Source organism: Desulfitobacterium dehalogenans ATCC 51507 (assembly GCF_000243155.2).
Taxonomy (GTDB): domain Bacteria; phylum Bacillota; class Desulfitobacteriia; order Desulfitobacteriales; family Desulfitobacteriaceae; genus Desulfitobacterium; species Desulfitobacterium dehalogenans.
The window spans coordinates 3,261,154-3,281,668 of sequence record NC_018017.1 but is presented as its reverse complement, the minus strand read 5'-3'; the positions used below and the strand labels follow the sequence as shown (position 1 = coordinate 3,281,668).

The 20,515-nt window shown below is 47.3% G+C and carries 21 protein-coding genes; 17 read left to right on the top strand and 4 right to left on the bottom strand.

Annotation, left to right across the window (positions count from 1 at the left end):
* The first annotated feature begins 4 nt into the window (after positions 1-4).
* The gene (locus tag DESDE_RS15945) at positions 5-514 is read left to right on the top strand and encodes a hypothetical protein (RefSeq protein WP_019851046.1); all 510 of its coding nucleotides are present in this window, start codon (positions 5-7) and stop codon (positions 512-514) included.
* A gap of 171 nt (positions 515-685) precedes the next feature.
* Here the strand turns inward: DESDE_RS15945 and DESDE_RS15940 are convergent, their stop codons facing one another.
* A complete protein-coding gene (locus tag DESDE_RS15940; protein WP_014795056.1) occupies positions 686-1,840 on the bottom strand; it encodes a nucleoside recognition domain-containing protein in 1,155 nt (384 codons plus the stop codon).
* 80 nt (positions 1,841-1,920) lie between these two features.
* On the opposite strand from DESDE_RS15940, the gene DESDE_RS15935 reads away from it, so the two are divergent.
* The 16 genes from DESDE_RS15935 to DESDE_RS15860 all read left to right on the top strand — a co-directional run bounded on the left by DESDE_RS15935 (position 1,921) and on the right by DESDE_RS15860 (position 19,218).
* Positions 1,921-2,679 (top strand): patatin-like phospholipase family protein, encoded by a 759-nt coding sequence (locus DESDE_RS15935; RefSeq protein WP_014795055.1) that lies wholly within the window; start codon positions 1,921-1,923, stop codon positions 2,677-2,679.
* A gap of 322 nt (positions 2,680-3,001) precedes the next feature.
* Positions 3,002-4,201, top strand: coding sequence for an acetate kinase (locus tag DESDE_RS15930; RefSeq protein WP_014795054.1), 1,200 nt, complete (start codon positions 3,002-3,004; stop codon positions 4,199-4,201).
* Positions 4,202-4,266: 65 nt separating this feature from the next.
* Complete coding sequence (locus DESDE_RS15925) at positions 4,267-4,776, top strand: YceD family protein (protein ID WP_014795053.1); 510 nt, start codon at positions 4,267-4,269, stop codon at positions 4,774-4,776.
* 30 nt (positions 4,777-4,806) lie between these two features.
* The gene (gene rpmF / locus DESDE_RS21320; RefSeq protein WP_014795052.1) at positions 4,807-4,986 is read left to right on the top strand and encodes a 50S ribosomal protein L32; all 180 of its coding nucleotides are present in this window, start codon (positions 4,807-4,809) and stop codon (positions 4,984-4,986) included.
* Positions 4,987-5,219: 233 nt separating this feature from the next.
* Entirely contained in the window at positions 5,220-5,789 is a 570-nt protein-coding gene (fapR, locus tag DESDE_RS15915) for a transcription factor FapR (protein ID WP_014795051.1), read from the top strand.
* An 18-nt stretch (positions 5,790-5,807) separates the two neighbouring features.
* Positions 5,808-6,812, top strand: a complete 1,005-nt coding sequence (plsX, locus tag DESDE_RS15910) for a phosphate acyltransferase PlsX (protein WP_174270176.1) — start codon at positions 5,808-5,810, stop codon at positions 6,810-6,812.
* Positions 6,813-6,853: 41 nt separating this feature from the next.
* The gene (locus DESDE_RS15905) at positions 6,854-7,849 is read left to right on the top strand and encodes a beta-ketoacyl-ACP synthase III (protein WP_014795049.1); all 996 of its coding nucleotides are present in this window, start codon (positions 6,854-6,856) and stop codon (positions 7,847-7,849) included.
* A 3-nt stretch (positions 7,850-7,852) separates the two neighbouring features.
* The gene (gene fabK, locus DESDE_RS15900; RefSeq protein WP_014795048.1) at positions 7,853-8,800 is read left to right on the top strand and encodes an enoyl-[acyl-carrier-protein] reductase FabK; all 948 of its coding nucleotides are present in this window, start codon (positions 7,853-7,855) and stop codon (positions 8,798-8,800) included.
* 624 nt (positions 8,801-9,424) lie between these two features.
* Positions 9,425-10,369, top strand: a complete 945-nt coding sequence (gene fabD, locus DESDE_RS15895) for an ACP S-malonyltransferase (protein WP_014795047.1) — start codon at positions 9,425-9,427, stop codon at positions 10,367-10,369.
* A gap of 1 nt (position 10,370) precedes the next feature.
* Positions 10,371-11,114 (top strand): 3-oxoacyl-[acyl-carrier-protein] reductase, encoded by a 744-nt coding sequence (fabG, locus tag DESDE_RS15890; RefSeq protein WP_014795046.1) that lies wholly within the window; start codon positions 10,371-10,373, stop codon positions 11,112-11,114.
* Positions 11,115-11,151: 37 nt separating this feature from the next.
* Entirely contained in the window at positions 11,152-11,379 is a 228-nt protein-coding gene (gene acpP, locus DESDE_RS15885; protein ID WP_014795045.1) for an acyl carrier protein, read from the top strand.
* A 229-nt stretch (positions 11,380-11,608) separates the two neighbouring features.
* Complete coding sequence (locus DESDE_RS15880; protein ID WP_014795044.1) at positions 11,609-12,553, top strand: NAD(P)H-dependent flavin oxidoreductase; 945 nt, start codon at positions 11,609-11,611, stop codon at positions 12,551-12,553.
* Between the two features lie 50 nt (positions 12,554-12,603).
* Complete coding sequence (gene fabF, locus DESDE_RS15875) at positions 12,604-13,842, top strand: beta-ketoacyl-ACP synthase II (RefSeq protein WP_014795043.1); 1,239 nt, start codon at positions 12,604-12,606, stop codon at positions 13,840-13,842.
* Between the two features lie 18 nt (positions 13,843-13,860).
* Positions 13,861-14,649 (top strand): ribonuclease III, encoded by a 789-nt coding sequence (gene rnc / locus DESDE_RS15870; RefSeq protein ID WP_014795042.1) that lies wholly within the window; start codon positions 13,861-13,863, stop codon positions 14,647-14,649.
* Positions 14,642-18,238: a chromosome segregation protein SMC gene (gene smc, locus DESDE_RS15865; protein ID WP_014795041.1), complete on the top strand. Its 3,597-nt coding sequence runs from the start codon at positions 14,642-14,644 to the stop codon at positions 18,236-18,238. Before rnc ends, smc begins: the two co-directional genes overlap by 8 nt.
* 581 nt (positions 18,239-18,819) lie before the next feature.
* Positions 18,820-19,218: a hypothetical protein gene (locus DESDE_RS15860; RefSeq protein ID WP_014795040.1), complete on the top strand. Its 399-nt coding sequence runs from the start codon at positions 18,820-18,822 to the stop codon at positions 19,216-19,218.
* Positions 19,219-19,532: 314 nt separating this feature from the next.
* On the opposite strand, the gene DESDE_RS15855 is transcribed toward DESDE_RS15860, so the two are convergent.
* Genes DESDE_RS15855 through DESDE_RS21495 form a run of 3 tightly spaced genes read right to left on the bottom strand, consistent with a single transcriptional unit; the run spans position 19,533 to position 20,419 of the window.
* Positions 19,533-19,853 carry a nucleotidyltransferase domain-containing protein gene (locus tag DESDE_RS15855; RefSeq protein WP_014795039.1) on the bottom strand — a complete coding sequence of 107 codons (321 nt, stop codon included), beginning with the start codon at positions 19,851-19,853 and terminating at the stop codon, positions 19,533-19,535.
* Positions 19,823-20,221: a HEPN domain-containing protein gene (locus DESDE_RS15850; RefSeq protein ID WP_014795038.1), complete on the bottom strand. Its 399-nt coding sequence runs from the start codon at positions 20,219-20,221 to the stop codon at positions 19,823-19,825. Before DESDE_RS15850 ends, DESDE_RS15855 begins: the two co-directional genes overlap by 31 nt.
* Before the next feature lie 54 nt (positions 20,222-20,275).
* On the bottom strand, positions 20,276-20,419 hold the full coding sequence (locus DESDE_RS21495) for a hypothetical protein (RefSeq protein ID WP_242831265.1): 144 nt from the start codon (positions 20,417-20,419) through the stop codon (positions 20,276-20,278).
* Between the last annotated feature and the right edge of the window lie 96 nt (positions 20,420-20,515).

Below are 20,515 nucleotides of genomic sequence, written 5' to 3'. Positions count from 1 at the left end.
AGCCTTGGAAAATGATGTATTAGCATTACTTGATGAATTAGAAGAAATCGTGGATCGGGGAACGAAGATCCCGATGACCGGAAAAGTATTGGTAGATGATAATGTGGTTTTTGATTTGATTGATCGGGTAAGAGCCGCTCTTCCTGAGGAGCTTCAGAACGCCAAATGGGTATTGTCGGAAAGACAAAAGATCATAGATGAGGCTCAATCGGAAGCAGAGCGACTGCTGGAACGTGGAAAAACTTACATAGAGAAAATGGCTGAAGAGAGCGAGGTTGTGAAGCAAGCTCAAGTTTACGCTGAAGATATTGCCCGTCAAGCCCAGGTTTATGCTAAAGAAGTTAAATTAGGTGCCATTCAGTACACCGATGAAATGCTCCTCCAAGTGGAACAAAATGTGGCTGAGACGCTGCAGGCAGTCCGCCGCAATCGGGAGGAACTGCGGAATCTGGCCAAACGTGATCAAAGGGAAAAGCCGAACGATAAAGGAAATTCAGCTCAGGTGGAGTCTTGACTCCCGATAGTTCCGGTGGAACTATCGCACTTGTTTCTGAAGCCTAGTTTCGTATATCCTCACAGAGGACAAAGCCGCAGAGGCAAGAGAATAAGGGATACCCAAGGGTACCCTTTTTCAGGCTAGAGTATGTGCATTTTATTACAAATGTGATATCATGGAAATCAGAAGTTATTTCAGTGAATAAAAGACTCGGATTCCCAGGCTGAGCAGCAAGAAGAAGAGCATAATTCCACAGAAAACCCAAGAGCTCATTTGCCAGGTCTCCATGAACCCAGAGGGACCGGGAGCGAGGTGTAGATCAAAGACAGGGATCTTCATAAGATTTAAGAACAACTGGCTTAAAACCAAAGCGAGGATGGAGTGAAGGATCCTTCCTATGACAAAGGGCAGCAGCCGTAAACCCGCAGTACCGGTAAAGCTGGCGACCTGGGCAAAGGTGGATAACCCTCCCCATCCCAAAACGGCAGCAAGAAGTCCAACCTTGAGATTAAGGCTGGAAAAGGAGTCTATAACTGAACGACAGCCTAAGGTTGCCTCCAACACTCCGTTCATCAAAGCTGAGACTTCCTGGCTGGTAATCAAGCCGCCGGATAGCCAATGGATGAAGATGCCGATGCTATGAGTTATGTGATAGGTTTCAAGCATATTCACCAGTACAGAGAAAAAAACAATAAAACCTCCCACCACAAGGATGGTATTGACACTTTGACGTACTGCATCCCCGAACATTTGACCAAAAGGCCGTAAATCCTGACCTTGAGCTTTTCTTAACTCTATAAAGGCTCGGCTGAGGGAGGCAGAAGCAGGCGAGGGGGATGCTTTCTGAGCTCCGTAAAAGCGAAAGAGAATGCCTACCAAGAGGTTGCCTAAGTAAACGGATCCTACCAAGACGATTCCCAATTCCGGCTTTAACAGCATACTTGAAGCCACAGCTCCAAACATGAATCCTGGGCTGGGGTTGCAGGTAAAGGTTAAGAGCCGCTCCCCTTCTATTTGGGTGAGAGCATTTTCCTTGCACAGTCTTGTCGTAAGGATCGCCCCGATGGGGATACCAGAGGTGAGGCTCATAGCTACCACAAAGGAAGCCTGACCGGGTAAACGGAATACCGGACGCATTAAAGGCTCCATCAATACTCCCATGAAGTGAACAAAGCCGGAAGCAAGAAGGAGTTCAGAAAGAATAAAGAAGGGCAGCAGTGCAGGAAGTACGTAATGCCACCATAAGGAAAGACCATCCGCTGCCGAACGAACCACTTCTTGTGGGTAATAGAACATTCCTAGGGCTAAAAGAAAAAAGGGAATAACCCGAAAGATAGAAGCCATATCTCACCCGCCCTTCCACATAAATATATATGGAGAAAGGAGGTCTATTAGAAGAAGTTTTGATCACAGGGGGGGTGGCTATGGCCAAAGGCTTAGTTCTGGGAGCAGGAGGAGCACGGGGGTTGGCGCACCTGGGTTTTTTGCAGGTGCTGGAAGAAGAATCCGTCAAGGTAGATTATATCGTGGGGTGCAGCATCGGTGCTGTATTTGGCGCCCTTTGGGCAGCGGGGACGGATCTCTACCGGTTGGAGCAGCTCATTACTTACCAGGGTTTTAGTAAGATGCTTTTGGATCTTTCCGTATCTCGGGATGGCCTCATTAAAGGAGAAAAAATCCTTGAGGCTATGCGCCTTTTAACCAAGAACCTAACCTTTGAAGAGCTGAAGACTCCCTTGGCTATTGTCGCTACGGATATTGAAACAGGGGAAGGGATTGTTTTTAGGGAAGGCAGTATAGCTCATGCTGTGCGGGCCAGCATCTCCATTCCTGGTGTCTTCAAACCTTATCCCTATCAAGGTCGGCTCTTTGTGGATGGGGCTGTAAAAAACCGTTTGCCCATTCAAGTGGTTAAGGACATGGGAGCAGAGAAAGTATTGGCAGTGGATGTAAAGAAGGGGCTTTCCACGAAGCTTAATACGGCAATGGATGTCATGCTGCAAGCTCTTGAAATCTTAGAGGAAGAGGCTTTCAGCACTCAAAAAGAAAAGGCTGATGTACTGATACAGCCCGAAGTCGGCCATATAGGCGTTTTGCAATTTGATTTGGCCGCAGAGGCCATTGCCTTGGGAAGAACTGCAGCAAAGTCGAAACTTTTTGAAATTGTTCGAAATTTCCACTGACTATTGAAATGCAAGCGAATTATGTTAAACTTATTAGGGTGTTTTCCACTACGTGGATAAGTCAACTAGGCATCAGATGGAATTGAAACTCCACCAGATGCAAGTTTCCTTTATCGTGTGATGATATAAAGAGAGATTCACACGAATTTGTATTATTTTTTAAAAAAACAAAAGAAAAAGTCTCTTTCTGGGTAAAATGAAAAAGAAGAACTTTGCCTAGAGTAAAAGCTCTTTTCAGACGATGTGAGTTAGGGCGAAAAAAGACAAAGAAAAGAGACAAAAGAAAAAATGGGTGGAAAAGAAAAATAGGGGGTAATCAATAGTGAAGATTCTTGTTATTAACTGTGGGAGTTCCTCGCTGAAATATCAATTATTGGACATGGATACTCAAACACCGATCGCAAAAGGTTTAGTGGAGCGGATCGGACTTCCGGGTGCAGTGCTGACACACCGTCCGGCTGATGGGGAAAAAGAAATCATCACTGCGGAAATTCCTAATCATACGGTAGCTATTCAAATGGTTCTGGATGCCTTAGTGAATCCTGAATATGGGGTAGTGAAAAGTCTTGAGGAAATCGGTTCCGTGGGTCACCGTGTGGTTCATGGCGGTGAAAAATTTGCCAGTTCCGTATTGATTACGGATGAAGTCATGCAAGCTCTCGAAGAGTGCATCGAATTGGCACCTCTTCACAATCCCCCCAATATTGCAGGAATTGAGGCCTGTCAAAAATTAATGCCGGGAGTGCCTCAAGTGGCAGTCTTTGATACTGCCTTTCACCAAACCATGCCCCCTCATGCCTACCTCTACGGATTGCCCTATGAACTTTATGAAAAGTACAAAATCCGTAAATATGGTTTTCATGGGACTTCACATAAATATGTAAGTCAACGGGCAGCAAAACTCCTCAATCGTCCAGTTGAAGGTTTGAATCTGATTAGCTGTCACTTAGGTAACGGATCTTCTATTACCGCTATTAAAGATGGTAAATCCATTGAAACTTCTATGGGTTTTACCCCTTTGGAAGGCTTAATGATGGGGACTCGCTCCGGGGACTTAGATCCGGCCATTGTTTCCTTCATCCAACAAAAAGAAAACTTGTCATCAGATGAAGTCAACGATTTCCTGAATAAGAAATGCGGAGTGCTTGGTCTTTCCGGAGTGAGCAGTGATTTTAGAGATATTGAACAAGCTCGTGATCAAGGAAACTACCGTGCCGCCTTAGCGCTTGATGTCTTTGCTCATGATGTGAAAAAATATATCGGCTCCTATGCGGCCGTCTTAGGTGGGGTAGACGCCATTATCTTTACTGCCGGTTTAGGTGAAAATTCCGCGGAGATGCGGGAAGCAGTCGTGGATGGCCTTCAATACCTCGGTGCCAAACTGGATCTGGAAAAGAATAAAGTCCGTGGGCAAGAAACTGATATTTCCACACCTGAGGCAACCTGTCGTGTACTCGTCATTCCTACGAATGAAGAGCTGATGATTGCTTTGGACACTTTGGATATTGTTAAGAAGGGGTAAGGAGTTTTCCTTGACAAAGAAAATCCTGCAAATTATAATAATGGTTGTGTATTGGAGTGGTCATTGTGAATATTAATGTCGCTCAAATTCGCCGTGATGAAAATGGAACTGCTCATTTTGATTTAAAGGAAGATTTTTCGGCCTTTGAATCTGAACTTGAGGGGGTGGATTTTGTCGCTCCTGTACACGTTCAACTTCAGGTGAACAACACGGGGAAATCTTTGGTTGTTAATGGGTCGATTGAGACTGAGATTAAGGCTCAGTGTGGCTGCTGTCTCGAACCTTTTCACTATCAGATCCATCAGGATTATGAGGATGAATGGGTCTTCGCTCCCCAAGCTACGGAAGAGCAATTGGAGACGGCGCTGATTTTCCATAAGGATGAGATCGAACTCACAGAGCATATTCTTGAGCAAATCGTGTTGGCCTTGCCAATGAGGTTTATCTGTTCTTCCGAGTGTAAAGGGTTGTGTCCTGTTTGCGGTGCGAATCTTAATGTAAAATCTTGCGAGTGTATCCAGGATAACATTGATCCGCGTTTTGCTGCACTGGCCAACTGGTCTCGTGAAGATTGATTATTCGAAAGTTTAAAGGGGGTGTAATCAATGGGTGTTGCTCAACATCGCCAATCCAAATCCAGAGTACGTAAACGCCGGGCTATGTGGAAGTTAACTGCACCAAACCACATCGAATGCCCCCAATGCCATAAACCTAAAATGCCTCATCATGTTTGCCCAAGCTGCGGTTTTTATAAAGCCAAAGAAGTTATTTCCATGGGTGAATAAGGTAAAAAGAGAGAAGCCAAGTGGGCTTCTTTTTTTTACTATCAGAAAATATAAAGCAACAAGTGCGAAGGCAGTGCCTTCGTGGCGAAGCCGGGTTTTCTTTAGTATTTTGTGTCGTTTTTCTTCTAATTTTAAAGTATCATGATTCGTAGAAGGGTTGCTGCTTGTCATCAGAATCAACCTAAGATATAATATTAGTACCAGGTCGTAAAATAATAAAAGTTGGTGGTATTATGACAAGACATCATAAACATGAACGCCATCAAGCGTTACGAGAGGAAATTGAAAAGAATCCATTTTCTACAGATGAAGAGCTTGCCAGGCATTTTGGGGTAAGCGTCTCCACAATTCGTTTGGACCGGACGGAACTCAATATCCCTGAGCTTCGGGAACGGACTCGCGCTGTCGCTCATGAAGCTTATGACACCCTAAAGTCTTTAGGAGAAGCTGAGCTGGTTGGGGAGCTCCGGGAGCTTCATATTGGAGAATCTGGTTCCACCCTACTTAAGATTGAAGAATCCATGGTTTTAAGCAAAGCACGAGTCACTCGGGGACATCATTTGTTTGCTCAGGCCAATTCCCTGGCTATTGCCCTTGTGGATGCAGAGATTGTGGTCACAGGAAGCGTGGATATGAAGTTTTTACGTCCAGTTCGTTATGGAGAAATGGTCTTGGCTGAGGGAAAAGTCCTGCGGAGCAAAGGGAATAAGTACTGGGTTGAGATTACATCCCATGTGAACCAAGACATTGTTTTGACCGGGACTTGGGTAGTTTTTGCCGTCGAAAAGCCCTTGGAAGTGTAAGAAGGGAGAGTTCATATGATAAGAATCGCTGTAGACGCCATGGGAGGGGATCATGCCCCGGGAGAGATTGTCAAAGGAGCATTGCGAAGTATAGAATATTTTGATATAGAGATCATTTTAGTCGGGCAACCTGAGCTTATCAAGGAATTTCTGCCTCAGGGTGAATTGCCGGCTAAGGTGCGCATCAAGGAAGCCGCTGAGGTGGTAGGAATGGATGAGCATCCGGCTCAAGCCGTGCGCAGAAAAAAGGATTCCTCCATCGTTGTGGCCACCCGTTTAGTGAAAGAGGGAGAAGCTGATGCTTTGGTGAGTGCAGGAAGCACAGGGGCGCAAATGGCGGCGTCCTTACTTGGTTTGGGCCGCATCAAAGGGATTGATCGACCGGCCATCGTGACCGTGCTGCCTACATTAGAAGGAGGAAAGCTCCTGCTTGATGTGGGGGCCAATCCCGACGCCAAACCGGAACATCTCCTCCAGTACGCTATGATGGGAAGCATTTATGCGGAGAGCATCCTGGGTATCGAAAATCCCAAAGTGGGGCTTTTAAATATTGGAACGGAAGAGACCAAAGGGAATGAACTGACCCAAGCCGCCTATCCCCTCCTCCAAAAAGCTCCCTTAAATTTTATCGGGAATGTGGAAGGCCGGGCTATACCTTACGGTCAGGCGGCGGATGTGGTAGTCTGCGAAGGATTCGTTGGGAATGTGGTATTAAAGACCACCGAAGGATTGGCTGGAGCGCTCTTTCAACTGATTAAAGAGAAAATAACCTCCACACCCCTGCGTAAACTGGGGGCTTTGGCCATTAAACCCGGGTTAAAAGAAATCGCCAAAATGATGGATTATGCGGAATATGGAGGGGCCCCCCTGCTTGGAGTTAATGGCATCAGCATTATTTCCCATGGCAGTTCTAACGAGAAGGCCATATTTAATGCTATCCGCGTAGCTAAAGAATGTATTGAGAGCGGTTTTATTGAGGAGATCAGGAAAGAATTGCCACGATTTACCGTCCCACAGGAGTAGGCTGCTGATAGATTATTGTACTCAGGAAAGAAGGAAGCATCATGATTAGTGTAGGAATCGTGGGCACAGGTTCATATGTACCCGACAAGGTTTTAACGAATTTTGATCTGGAACAAATGGTAGATACCAATGACGAATGGATTGTCAGCAGGACGGGGATTAAGGAACGGCATATCGTGGATCCTGAGACTCCGGTCTCTGAGCTTTGCTATCAGGCGGCATTGCGGGCCTTGGAGGATGCAAAACTACCTCCGGAAGAGCTGGATTTAATTATCATCGCTACCATAACTCCAGATTTTACTTTTCCGGCTACAGCCTGTATTGTTGCTGAACGTCTCGGAGCAAAAAAGGCTGCAGGCTTTGACATGCAGGCTGCCTGTACGGGATTTTTGTACGGAGTAGCTACTGCCGCTCAATTTATTGCTTCCGGTATCTATAAAAATGCCCTGGTGATTGGCGGCGAAACCTTAAGCAAGATTTTGAACTGGGAAGACCGGGGAACCTGCATCCTGTTTGGGGACGGAGCCGGTGCGGCAGTTTTGCAGCAAGTGGAAGAGGGTTATGGATTCTTAGGCTATGATCTGGGTATGGATGGTTCGGGGGGCAGCCTTTTAGCTATGCCGGGAGGTGGCTCCATGCACCCTGCCTCCATAGAAACAGTGGAAAAGAAAATGCATACCATCCATATGGCTGGAAGTGAAGTGTTCAAATTTGCCGTCCGCGTTATGGGTGAGACCGCTTTAAAAGCTCTGGAAAAAGCAGGTTTAGGGATCGGGGATGTGGATTGCCTTATTCCTCATCAGGCCAATACCCGCATTGTGGATTCGGCAATCAAACGCCTGGGTATTGATTCTAAGAAAGTGATTGTCAATCTGGACAGATATGGGAATATGTCCGCGGCTTCGATTCCTGTGGCCCTGGATGAAGCGGCACGGAGCGGACGTTTAAACTATGGAGATATTATGGTAATGGTGGGCTTTGGCGGAGGACTAACCTGGGGAGCCGCCGTAGTCAAGTGGTCCAAGAGAGGGGTTTAGTCAGTGATAAAAACAAAAATTTGTGATCTCATCGGCATTGAGTATCCTATTTTTCAAGGAGGGATGGCTTGGACAGCCACAGGAGAACTTGCTGCGGCGGTGTCGGAAGCAGGGGGCTTAGGAATCATCGGCGCCGGGCAAGCTCCTGCAGATTGGCTGCGCCAGGAAATCCATAAGATTAAAAAGGTAACCGGCAAGCCTTATGGTGTCAATGTAATGCTCATGTCTCCTTTTGTAGATGATGTGATGCAAGTGATTGTGGAGGAGCGGGTTCCTGTCATTACTACGGGAGCGGGCAATCCAGGAAAATACATTCCCATGCTCAAAGAGGTGGGAACGAAAATAATCCCGGTAGTGGCTTCTGTGGCTTTGGCCAAACGCTTGGAAAAAGCGGGGGTCGATGCTCTGATCGCTGAAGGCATGGAATCCGGGGGCCATATTGGTGAGATCAGCACACTTCCTTTGGTACCTCAGGTGGTGGATGCCGTAAGTATTCCTATCGTTGCCGCCGGGGGAATTTACGACGGACGGGGAATGGTGGCGGCCTTAGCTCTAGGTGCAGAGGGGGTACAGATGGGAACCCGTTTCATGTGTGCGGAAGAGTGTACCATTTCCCCTAAGGTCAAAGAAATGATACTCAAGGCCAAGGATCGGGACACTGTCATTACAGGGCGCTCCACGGGCCACCCTGTCCGCTGCCTGGGCAATAAATTAACCCGGGAATTCGAGCAATTGGAAAAAACGGGAACGGCTCCGGACGTTCTGGAAAAAATGGGTGCAGGAAAGCTGCGCTTGGCCATGGTGGAAGGAGATACCCAGAACGGGTCCGTGATGTCCGGGCAAATCGCCGGAGCGGTTCATAAGATTGAACCGGCGGCTGATATTGTTCAGGATGTGATGCGGGGGGCTGAGCGGGAGCTCGCACGGCTCAGTCAGCGGTTTGGGAGATAGTTCTATCTGGGCGTTTGAGTCGGAATCTCTAGGATTCTCCGGGATTCTCCAGGATTTTGCTTTCGGCGTTCACTCCATAAGCCGCGCGGAGCAATCTAATCGCTCAAGACCTCCGCTCCGTCGGGACGCCGCCCAAATCGCTCCTCGAAAGCACTGCTTTCGCACTTGTTCTCAATGGGCGGTTGGAAACGTCCTGTTTCCAACCCGACTCCGCTGCAGTCTTTTCGCGAAGATTGCTTACCTGCTCGCTTAAATTCGTTCTCTGCCTTAAAGCAAAATCCTTGGGTCTGTCTTATTAGGTTAGCGGCTTTTCGGGCGGGAGAGAGTCTGAGCTCTTCTGTTAGACACTAAAGACCCGACAGCGTAGCTTTTCGCACAATAGTGAACGATTTACACGGAGGGGCGGCTGGATGAACGAGGCTTTCTTAACGTAGCGGAGCCACCGGTTAACATCAGGTATTACCCGGAGGTTTGGCGCAGCTGTTAAGAAAGCGAGTGCACCAGCCCTGGAGTGTTTGAGTGAACGATGTGCGAAAAGCTACGTGACCCGAGCAAAAACCAAAGAAGTACACGCCCAAACAATAACCCCAAAAGCAAACTCAAGGGTGAAAGGAGCAAAAGGATTTGGCCAAAATAGCATGCATTTTCCCTGGCCAAGGCTCCCAATATGTAGGAATGGGCAAAGAACTCTTTGCCACCTCTTGGGGGAAAGAAGTGTTTGAGACTGGACAGCGTGTTCTTGGGGAAGAATTTATACAGATCCTTCTCGAAGGGCCGGAAGAAGAATTGAAAAAAACCGCCAATACCCAGCCTGCTATCCTGCTGACCAGTGTGGCGGCCTGGCGGGGGCTACAGGAGGCAGGGATTCGCCCTGATTACTTTGCCGGTCATAGCTTGGGTGAGTATTCAGCTTACGTGGCGGCAGGGAGTATTTCCCTTGAAGATGCCTTAAAGATTGTGCGCCGCCGGGGAGAATTGATGCAGGCGGCGGTCCCTGAGGGCAAAGGAGCCATGGCGGCCGTTCTCGGCTTGGAGAATGTTAAGGTTGAGGAAGCATGTCGAAAGGCACGGGAGGAAGGAAATTGGGTCGTTGGAGCGGCTAATTATAATTCTCCGGGGCAGGTCGTGATCTCCGGAGAAAGTTCTGGGGTACAGAAAGCTTGTCACTATGCCAAAGACCTTGGGGCAAAACGGGCCATGCCTTTAGCGGTCAGCGGACCTTTTCACTCTCCTTTGATGGAGAAAGCTGCTAAGGATTTGCGCCCGGTACTTGAAGCCGTGAATTGGCGGGAACCCAGTGCTCCTGTGATCTCCAACATTGATGCGGAAGAGGTTAAGGAGAGAAGGAGTATTGTGGAGAGTCTGGTGAGACAAGTCAGCGGGGCGGTGCTTTGGGAGCAATCCATTCGCTACCTGGGAGAACAAGGAGTAGATACCTTTATTGAACTGGGTCCGGGGAAGGTTTTATCGGGACTGGTTAAGAAAATTCTCCCCAGTGTAACCCTGATGAATGCTGAAGATTTATCTTCTCTGGAAAAGCTACTTGCATATTTAAAGGAGAGTAGATAAAATGTTGCTGGATAATAGTGTAGCCATTGTCACGGGAGGAAGTCGCGGCATTGGACGTGCCATTGCCTTGGAACTGGCTCGTGCAGGGGCTAAAGTGGTGGTGAACTATGCCGGACATGGGGAAAAAGCAGAAGAGACCCTTCGTCTCATTCAGGAGTTGGGCGGAGAAGCTTGTGCGGTTCAGGCTGATGTAAGCAAGGTTGAAGATGTGGAACGACTGATTCAGACCACCCTTAAAACCTACGGAAAAGTCGATATCCTGGTCAATAATGCGGGAATTACCCGTGACACCTTGCTGCTGCGTATGAAGGAAACGGATTGGGATGCGGTCCTCGATACGAACCTCAAAGGAGTCTTCCTATGCACCAAGGCTGTCAGCAAGTCCATGATGAAGCAGCGATCCGGAGTCATTATCAATATCTCCTCAGTGGTAGGTATTAGCGGTAATGCAGGGCAAGCAAATTACTCTGCGGCAAAAGCAGGAATCATCGGCTTTACCAAATCCATTGCCAGAGAGTTGGGCTCCCGTGGGATTCGGGTTAATGCCGTAGCTCCGGGGTATATTTCTACAGATATGACGGAATCCTTAGGAGAAGAGGTCAAGGATCAGGTCATGACCCAGATTCCTCTGGGCAGAATGGGTCAACCTGAGGATATAGCCAAGACGGTAGTCTTTTTGGCTTCACCGGCAGCTTCATACATCACTGGGCAAACCCTAGCCGTAGATGGCGGCATGGCTATGTAATTTTTCATCAAGCATTGAGAGGAGGTGAACAGGCAGCATGGGCGTTTTTGACAAAGTGAAATCTATCGTAGTGGATCAACTTGGGGTAGAGGAAGATGAAATTACATTACAAACCACCTTCGCAGATCTGAATGCGGATTCTTTGGATATCGTTGAACTTATTATGGCTCTTGAAGAAGAATTTGATCTTGATATTCCGGATGAAGATGCGGAGAAAATTCGTACTGTAGGTGATGCAGTAAATTACATCAAGGAAAACCAATAATCCTGAGTACATAGAGAGTCCCGTAGAATGCTGCGGGACTTTCTTTAAAGCCTTATTCTTTTCAATTCAAGAGGGTAAATTAGAAGCTAATTTTAGGATCAGGTCCTAATTTGTAGACCCTGATCTCTGTCTCTTGTACTGAAAGGTTTAGTATAGAAGAATGACATTAAGCATTCGATGAGGAAAATACTGGTATCATAATGCTTTAGATTTGATTGGAGGAACTTAAGTGAAGATTCCAGAACTGCGCCTTGCCCATCATATCGCCAAGATGCCCATTATTCAAGGAGGGATGGCCGTTAGAGTATCCATGGCTCCTTTGGCAGCGGCAGTTGCAGAGGAAGGCGGAATCGGTTTGATTGCCGGAAGCGGTTTAAGTATTGAGGAGTTAAAACAAGAAATCAGGGAAGCAAGGAAGCGCACGAAGGGGATTATCGGGGTTAATATTATGTTTGCAGTGCGTGAGTTTGCTCAGCTTGTCAAAGCAGCCTTTGATGAAAAGATTGATCTGCTGGTTTCCGGGGCGGGTTTCTCCCGGGATATGTTTACCTGGGGCCAGGAAGCGGGAGTTCCTGTGGTTCCCATCGTATCTTCAGCGAAGCTGGCACGCTTATCTGAAAGGCTCGGTGCAGCAGCGGTGATTGTGGAAGGAAATGAAGCAGGGGGACATTTAGGAACGGAACGCTCCATGCGGGAGATTCTCCCTGAAGTTAAGGAGGCCGTGAAGATCCCCGTCATTGGAGCGGGGGGAGTCATGGATGGCAACGATGTAGTGGAGGTTCTGCGCTTAGGGGCTGACGGAGTGCAAATGGGAACCCGCTTTGCTCTCAGTGTCGAGAGCAGTGCCGCTCCTGAATGGAAGCAGCATCTCATCGACGCTCAGGAAGAGGATATAGTCATCCTTCATAGCCCTGTGGGTTTGCCGGGACGGGGAATCCGCAATCCCTTTACGGATGCCTTGGCAGAAGGAAAGGATGTCCGGCGTATAGGCTGTGATCAATGTCTAAAGCATTGTGAGCGGAACTTTTGCATTATGGAGCGTTTAATCAAAGCTCAGCAAGGGGATATGAAAGAAGGTCTTGTGTTCTCAGGCGCCCATTTTTCCCGAATCAAAGAAGTTTTATCGGTTCATGAAATTTTTGAAGATATTCGTGAACAAATACTCCGGGCCTAAACAAGAGATGGGTTTATTTTTTCCGATAGTGCGATTAAAGGAGGATAAAGATGGAAAAGAAGCGAGCGGTTATTACAGGAATGGGAGTGGTTTCCCCGGTCGGGAATAACCTTGAAAAATTCTGGGACAGCTTAATTGGAGGACAATCAGGAATTGATGTTGTTACTCGCTTTGATGTGGGAGACATGCCCACCAAGGTGGCAGCCGAAATTAAGGATTTTGAACCTACGGATTGGTTGGATCGCAAAGAAAGCCGGCATATGGATCGCTTTACCCAATTGGCTATGGCTGCGGCTAAAATGGCCGTCCAGGATTCCGGGTTAAATCTGGAGCAAGTGAATAAGGAACGAGCCAGCTGCATTGTGGGAACCGGAGTGGGCGGGGTCGCGACCCTGGAACAACAGAAAGAGGTCCTCATGAATAAGGGGCCGGGGAGAATCAGTCCCTTCTTTGTTCCCATGCTGATCTCCAATATGGCAGCAGGTCATATTTCCATTGAATTTGGTTTCCAGGGTTCCAGCTTAAGCGTTGTCACGGCTTGTGCCTCGGCGACCAATGCTATCGGAGAGGCCATGCGTCTTATCGAGCATGGCTATGCCGATGTAGTTGTTTGCGGTGGAACGGAAGCGCCCATTGTCCCCTTGGCCTTTGCGGGTTTCTGTGCCATGAAGGCCATGTCCACAGAGAAGGAAAACCCCAAGGAAGCATGCCGTCCTTTCGATGCCAGAAGGTCGGGGTTTGTCATGGGTGAAGGAGCGGGAATCCTTGTGCTGGAGTCCCTTGAGCATGCCCAAAAGCGTCAGGCCAGGATTTATGCAGAGATTTCAGGATATGGAAGCACCTGCGATGCCTATCATATCACTTCCCCGGCACCGGGAGGAACAGGGGCCATCCAATCCATGAAGGCAGCTTTGGCAGGGGCCAAGGTATTGCCGGAAGAAGTGGATTATATCAATGCTCACGGCACGGGAACCCAGGCCAACGATTCTGCAGAAACAGCGGCTATTAAAGCTCTCTTTGGTGAAGCTGCTCAAAAAGTTGCCATCAGTTCCACCAAGTCTATGACAGGGCATCTCTTAGGAGCGGCTGGAGCTATCGAAGCCATTGCCTGCGCTTTGACGATTAAGAATGGTATGATTCCACCCACCATGAACTACGGGGAACCTGACCCGGATTGCGATTTAGATTATGTCCCGAATACCGCGCGGAAAAAAGAAGTTCACGTTGCTTTATCAAATACCTTTGGTTTTGGAGGACATAATGCTACAATTGTATTAAAACGTTTTTGATGAGTAAGGAGTATGACGGTGGAAAAGAAACATCAGGGTACAGCAAAAACAACGAAGCATAATCTTCATGGGAATAAACGCCATAAGTATCATGCGGATACCGTGAAACGGATTCCTACAGGAATTGGCTTAGCGAAACGATTGGAGTTGGACGATCCCCCCAATCGCTTGTTCACTACTGCTTTGACCCACCCTTCGTACTTGTTTGAAAATCCACAATCCGGTCTGGAAAACAATCAAAGACTGGAGTTTCTGGGTGATGCCATCTTGGATTTTGTGGTAGCGGAATATCTTTACTTGAGTTATCCGGAGCGACCTGAAGGAGAATTGACGAAGATGCGGGCTGCGGTGGTGAATGAGAGCACCTTGGCCCGCACCGCTAAGAAGATTCGGCTGGGGGAAGAATTGCTCCTGGGTAAAGGAGAACAAGTCTCAGGTGGCAGGGAGAGGCCTTCCATCCTAGCGGATGCCTGGGAGGCCATAGTTGGAGCTGTTTATCTGCAGTATGGCTTCCAAGAGGCCAGGCGGGTGGTTCTGACCTTGCTGAAGGAGGAAATCGCTGAGGTGGCCCAAGGGAACTACGGCGATTACAAGACCATGCTTCAGGAGAAAGCGCAGCGGGAAGAGATGGAAGTGACCTATCGAATCCTTGCCGAAGAAGGTCCGGATCACAATAAGCGTTTTACAGCCGGGGTATTCCTTCAGGGGAATCTACGGGGTAAAGGGATCGGTCGGACTAAAAAGGAAGCGGAACAACGGGCAGCCCAGCAAGTCTTAGATGAGCTAGGGGGGGAGAAACATGGCTAAGGCCGATACTCTCCCTGTTTTCTTGAAATCCATTACAATCCAAGGGTTTAAGTCCTTTGCGGACCGAGTGAAGCTGGAATTGGGGCATGGCCTGAGTGTGGTGGTCGGTCCTAATGGGAGCGGGAAAAGCAATGTAGCCGATGCCATTCGCTGGGTATTGGGGGAACAGAGTGCCAAGAACCTCCGGGGCAGCAAGATGGAGGATATCATTTTTTCCGGAAGCAGTGCCAGGCGCCCCGTGGGGATGGCGGAAGTCTCTCTGTTTTTTGATAACTCCACAGGGATCTTTCCTCTGGAATATCAGGAAGTGATCATCACCCGCCGAGTCTATCGGGATGGCGAAGGGCAGTATTTTATCAATCGCTCCCCCTGCCGGCTTAAGGACATACATGAGCTTTTTATGGATACCGGTGCGGGAAAAGAAGGCTTTTCCATTATTGGTCAAGGCCGGGTAGAGGAGCTTCTCAATCAGCGCTCCGAAGATCGGCGGACTTTGATCGAAGAGGCTTCAGGAATAACCAAATACCGCATGCGCAAACGGGAAGCACTTAAACGTTTGGATGAAACGGAACGCAATTTAGAACGGATCAGGGATATCCTGGCAGAAATCGAAGGGCAACTAGGACCTTTGGAAGAGCAAGCCGCCATTGCCAAAGAAGCTGTAGAATTAACCACAGAACAAAAGGCTTTGGAGATTGAGGTGGTGGCCTTTGATCTGAAAGAAGTTCGGAATAAGCTTGCCTCAGCGGTACAGGAAACGGAAGAGCTTCAATTGGCTATCGCTGCGGCAGTAGCGGATTTAGGCCAAAAGGAAAGTGAGATTCTCAGCAATAAAGTGAAGCTTAATCTTCTCGATGAGCACATCCAGAAGCAGCAGGAGACCACCTACCAATTGGATCAAGCGGTCAATGAAATCATCCAGGAACTGCGGCTCCGCCAGGAGAGGGAAGGTTATCTCGGTGAGCAAATAAACCGTGTCACCACGGAACTATCCACTTACGATGAGAAGGTTCGCCAGAGTGCAGAGCAACTCAGAGCCTTGGAGGATAGAAAATCTCTCTTACATAAGACCTTGGACCAGGCCAATCAAAAGTTAGCCGAGGATGAACAATGCTTAGCTGAGGCTAAAGCAAGAAATGGCTTAGAGGAAATCGAAACCCTCAGAGGTAATCTCTCCCATCTGCAAAGCAAGCTTGCCGAGTCCACCACAGGATTAAGCCGCATTACCCATCAGTTGGATACCTTGAACTCAACCCATCAGCAGTTGATTAAAGAAAAAGGGGATAAAGAAACCGGTCTGCTTTCCTATGAGCAACAGGAAGACCATGTCCGGGAGCAGATCGAAGCTCAGGAAGGGATACAGAAAGATATCCGGCTCAAGGCAGAGAGGACGCATCAGGAGATAACCCAGCTCCGTGAACAAAGCAAAACAGAGCAGAAGGAGCTCCAGGAGCTTCATCGGGAGTTGGAGAAAAAATCAGCCCGCTATCATGCCCTTAAGAATCTTGAAGACTCTTTGGAAGGCTATCAGCGGGGTGTCCGGGAGCTGATGCTGGCGAAGAAAAAGAATATTCCTGCCTGCGGAGACCTCTGTGGAACCCTGGCTGATCTCCTTCAGGTTGAAGAGCGTTATGAGGTAGCCATAGAGGTTGCACTGGGGGCAGGCATTCAAAATATCGTGACCGAAACGGAACGAGGCGCCAAGGAAGCCGTTCATTATCTGAAAAGCCGCAATCTGGGTCGAGCCACCTTTTTACCCCTGGATGTGATTCAAGGGGGGAAAACCAATGTAGCCAAAGAGGCCGCTAAGGACCCTGGCTTCATCGGTGTGGCGGTGGATCTCATCGCCTTTCAGGAAAAATACCGCAAGGCTTTCGAATCCCAATTGGGGAGAACCCTCATCGTTACAGATATGGAGGCAGCTACCCGGGTAGCGCGAGCTTCGGGCTATCGGGCCCGCATCGTGACTCTGGAGGGGGAACAGGTTCACCCAGGCGGGTCCCTGACCGGGGGGAGCTTGCAAAGGAAGGGCTCCAACATCTTAGGGCGTTCCCGGGAAATAGAAGAGCTCCGGAAAGAGTGCGAAGAGAGAGGTACCCGGCAGAGAGAACTTGAAGTCAAGGCGGGGACTCTCAGCGCCCAGATCCGGAAAGGTGAGGAAAGCCTTAAAGGCCTTATGGGTGAAGAGCAGGAGCTTAAATCCGCTATGGCGGTGCTGAGAACTCAAGAGGCTAATCTTCGGGAGCAGATGCAAAGGATTCGCGATGAAATAACCGCCCTAACCATCCGTATGGCAGGGATAGAGCAGGAACGGAATGACCTGCAAAGTCATAAAACCCTTGGGGAAGGGGAGCAAAGCAAGCTTGCGGCAAGCATCAAAGAAGCTCAAGGGGCCTTGGTTTTACAAGAAGAGAAGAATCAAAAAGCCGGCCAGGAGATGGAACTCCTGCAAGAAAGACTGACCCAAACCAAAGTACAGGCAGCCAAGTGGGAGCAGGAGCTGAAACAGGCAGCGGAGCGCTTGGAGCAGGATCAGGCCCTTTTGGCGGAGAATCGGCATCTTTTGGAGCGCAAGCGCAAGGATCTAAAGGATTTGGAAGAGGGCAAAGCCCGTCTGGCCTTCGAACAAGAAGACTGGGAGGGCCGCCGCAGGGAAGCGGGAGAGCAGCTACAGCAAGCCCAGGAAGTTCTCATCGCTTTGCGCAAAGAGCGGGAAGTTCTGTCCAAGGAGCTGATGGATCAGGAAGGCCTCGCCCAAAAGAAAAGACAGGAGCAGCAAGCTCTGGAACAAAAGCTGCATAACCTGGAGCTGAAGACCGCTCGCTGGGATGCCGAATGGGAAACAGGGTCCAAGCGTTTGCTGGAAGAATTCGCTCTGACCTGGGATGAGGCTCAGTCTTACCAAAGCGAAAGAAACCGTGCCGAGCTGGCGTCCAGAGTCCAGGAGATCAAACTAAGGATGGAACTGCTGGGCCCTGTGAACCAGGCGGCCATTGAAGAATATCCTAAGCTCCAGGAGCGCTACGATTTTCTATCGGTGCAAGGGCAGGATCTTGAAGAGGCCAATGAGTCCCTCCATCAACTCATTGCCGAACTGGATAAGACCATGTCGGAACGCTTTGAAGAAGGATTTATAGCCGTGAACGAAGCCTTTAAAGTGGTCTTCAAGGAGCTGTTCAACGGGGGCTATGCGGAACTTCGTTTAGTGGACCCGGCCAATCTCCTGGATACGGGGGTAGAAATCATCGCCCAGCCCCCGGGGAAAAAGCCCCAGCTTCTTTCCCTTCTCTCCGGTGGAGAGCGTGCTCTGACAGCCATTGGTCTGCTCTTCGCCTTGCTTAAGGTGAAGCCCAGCCCTTTCTGTATCCTTGATGAAATCGAGGCTTCTCTGGATGATGCCAATGTCAGCCGCTTTGCTCAATACATCCACCGCTTGGCGGACTCCACCCAGTTCCTGGTGATCTCTCACCGTAAAGGAACCATGGAAGCAGCTGATGTTCTCTATGGCATCACCATGGAGGAATCCGGTGTATCTAAGCTGCTGTCCGTTCAGCTGGAAGGCCAGGACAAGGATACGCGGACCGCTTGAGAGGATTGCGCAAGTTTGAATAAGCTAAAATAGACCTAATGATATAGACTAAATAGAAAAAGGATACTTCTCTTTTAAAGGGAGGTATCCTTTGGTTTTTAGCTACTCGGGGAGTATAGGCTTGTGGGTGCATAAGGGCATATCCTAGAGATAAACGTGAAATAACCCCTAAAAGCAACGACGGATCAACTGCAAAGCAAAAATTTTAGCCCTAGTCAAGTGAGGGGGCTTTTGCTATCATAAATTGTGAGGATAATTCTAAATTTTCAGTCCCAACGCGATAGAGGGAGGAGGTGTTAGTACATTGGGACCTTGGAGGAATTCATTTGCACCGAGTTTTCTGAGTAAAATAGTATTAGATCACAAGAATCCTAAACATTAAAAAACAGGGTATTCAATATATAACCCGATTTTCTGGCAATATGCTAATGTCTTATCTGTTAACACAAAGATTGATCACCTGTCCCTGAAGTAGGCTAGTAGGTCTTTTTAGGAGTTGTTCCATTTTGTGTGGGGCCAAATACCTTATGGAACTGATTAAGGAGAATGTAATGTGAAAAAGAATAAGTTTTTTTATTACTGTGCTGGCTTTGAGTCTAATGCTTTTAAGTTTAACAATATTAAAAGCGCCTGATTACATAAATGAAATTAAGCCATATCTAGATATTATGCACAAATTAAATTTAGAATATGGTTTAGAAGGTGACTCAAAAATAAGACTGGTTCAAGGTGAAGAACAAAATTTCTATTCTCATGTTAAGAATATGTCTTTAAATGATTATGAGCAAAGTTTACGTGATGCCTATGAGCAAGCGCTCCGTATTCCTACAGTGATAAAATCAGACCCAAACTTTAGCATTGAATATGGCTATTATTTATCTGACAACTATTCATATGATAATGAAATTAAAGAAGGTAAAAGGATTGCCGCAAAAAAGATAAGCCATGGCCTCCTAAACTTCTCTGCCTACCCTAAATAAAATTTCAAAAATACTCCTTAGGAATGAACGCAATGATAATGGCGATTTCTGTTTTTTGCCTTTTCTCACTGATTCTAAGGCGGCGGTTTTTGTTAAGCAAGATAATGACAAACGATTTTAGCCTTTTGAGGCAGTAAAAATAGCGAATCGAAGGCATGAAGATATGGTGAGTGAATTTATTAGATCCTCATTAACTTTAACCAGTAAAGAATACCCAAGGATTTTGTTGGTTAAAAGATAAAATAGGTATCCTCCCAAAAAGGAGATACCTATTCTTTGGTCAATAAATAGTTTTTTGTATCAGATTTCAGGCACTAAATAACTTTTATTCCGTTATTTATAATTTCTCTTACAAACGGATTATTCTCAGTAAATTCGTGTAGGGAAAAGGGGTGAGGTTCTATTCTATTGTCGATGTTTCGTCTTAACTTCATTAACATATGTGTATCCTCAATAATATCACCTGAAAAGCCTTCAGCAACTACAGCGACATCAATGTCACTATCTTGCCGATTTTTGCCATTTGCATAAGAACCAAAAAGATAGACGCTATGCAAATCCAAATGTTTTTTGAGGTTGGCTGCATACTTGAAAATAATTGCATTTAGTTGCTCTCTAGTATCGAAATCAGCCATAATCTCAGCTCCTTAATCTCTGTTATCCTTTCCTCGGTGTATGTATCTGTGCACTTCTTATAGAAAGTTTGTTGGTAATCAGGATATCTGGTACTTATGTTAAAAGTTGTTATAAGGTCAAGTAAATCTTCCCTTGTATTATCTGTAGATAGCCCTGCTTTGTTTGCTAGTAAAAGCAAATTATGAGTTCGTGGCACGTTTTCTTCAGCAACATTTTTAACGAATAACGCTTTGAGAAGTTTTTCTATAACTAAATGTCCAAGGAATAGACTCCAGTGATAATCTTTACTTTTGAACAAATTCATCATTGTAAGATAGTCTTTATCTGATGAATCTCTCCAATAGTTAATAATATCTTCCGCCTGCATCGTTCACCACCCCCATACTTAATATAAGTATAACATAAAACTTTAATATTGTAATTATTTCCAGAACAAAGCGAAATGAAAACCTCTACTGGTAAACTTAATCCCGTCCACTACGATAAAATCGTCTCCCTTGGACTCTATATAGGCTAATCTATAGGCAACCTTGAGTTTGCCAATTTCGAATGCTTGCTCAATCATGTCTTCTACATCCTCGGCATAAGGTTTGTCCGGCTTGATATGTATATGTGTAAAAGCAAATCCCGATCGATAGTAAAGGAATAGTCGCCATTACAT

Coding starts and splice junctions, on each gene's coding strand:
- DESDE_RS15940 (WP_014795056.1), bottom strand. CDS start 1,840: ATGGCTTCTATCTTTCGGGTTATTCCCTTTTTTCTTTTAGCCCTAGGA.
- DESDE_RS15935 (WP_014795055.1), top strand. CDS start 1,921: ATGGCCAAAGGCTTAGTTCTGGGAGCAGGAGGAGCACGGGGGTTGGCG.
- rpmF (WP_014795052.1), top strand. CDS start 4,807: ATGGGTGTTGCTCAACATCGCCAATCCAAATCCAGAGTACGTAAACGC.
- fapR (WP_014795051.1), top strand. CDS start 5,220: ATGACAAGACATCATAAACATGAACGCCATCAAGCGTTACGAGAGGAA.
- DESDE_RS15905 (WP_014795049.1), top strand. CDS start 6,854: ATGATTAGTGTAGGAATCGTGGGCACAGGTTCATATGTACCCGACAAG.
- fabG (WP_014795046.1), top strand. CDS start 10,371: ATGTTGCTGGATAATAGTGTAGCCATTGTCACGGGAGGAAGTCGCGGC.
- acpP (WP_014795045.1), top strand. CDS start 11,152: ATGGGCGTTTTTGACAAAGTGAAATCTATCGTAGTGGATCAACTTGGG.
- fabF (WP_014795043.1), top strand. CDS start 12,604: ATGGAAAAGAAGCGAGCGGTTATTACAGGAATGGGAGTGGTTTCCCCG.
- smc (WP_014795041.1), top strand. CDS start 14,642: ATGGCTAAGGCCGATACTCTCCCTGTTTTCTTGAAATCCATTACAATC.
- DESDE_RS15855 (WP_014795039.1), bottom strand. CDS start 19,853: ATGGCTGATTTCGATACTAGAGAGCAACTAAATGCAATTATTTTCAAG.
- DESDE_RS15850 (WP_014795038.1), bottom strand. CDS start 20,221: ATGCAGGCGGAAGATATTATTAACTATTGGAGAGATTCATCAGATAAA.
- DESDE_RS21495 (WP_242831265.1), bottom strand. CDS start 20,419: ATGATTGAGCAAGCATTCGAAATTGGCAAACTCAAGGTTGCCTATAGA.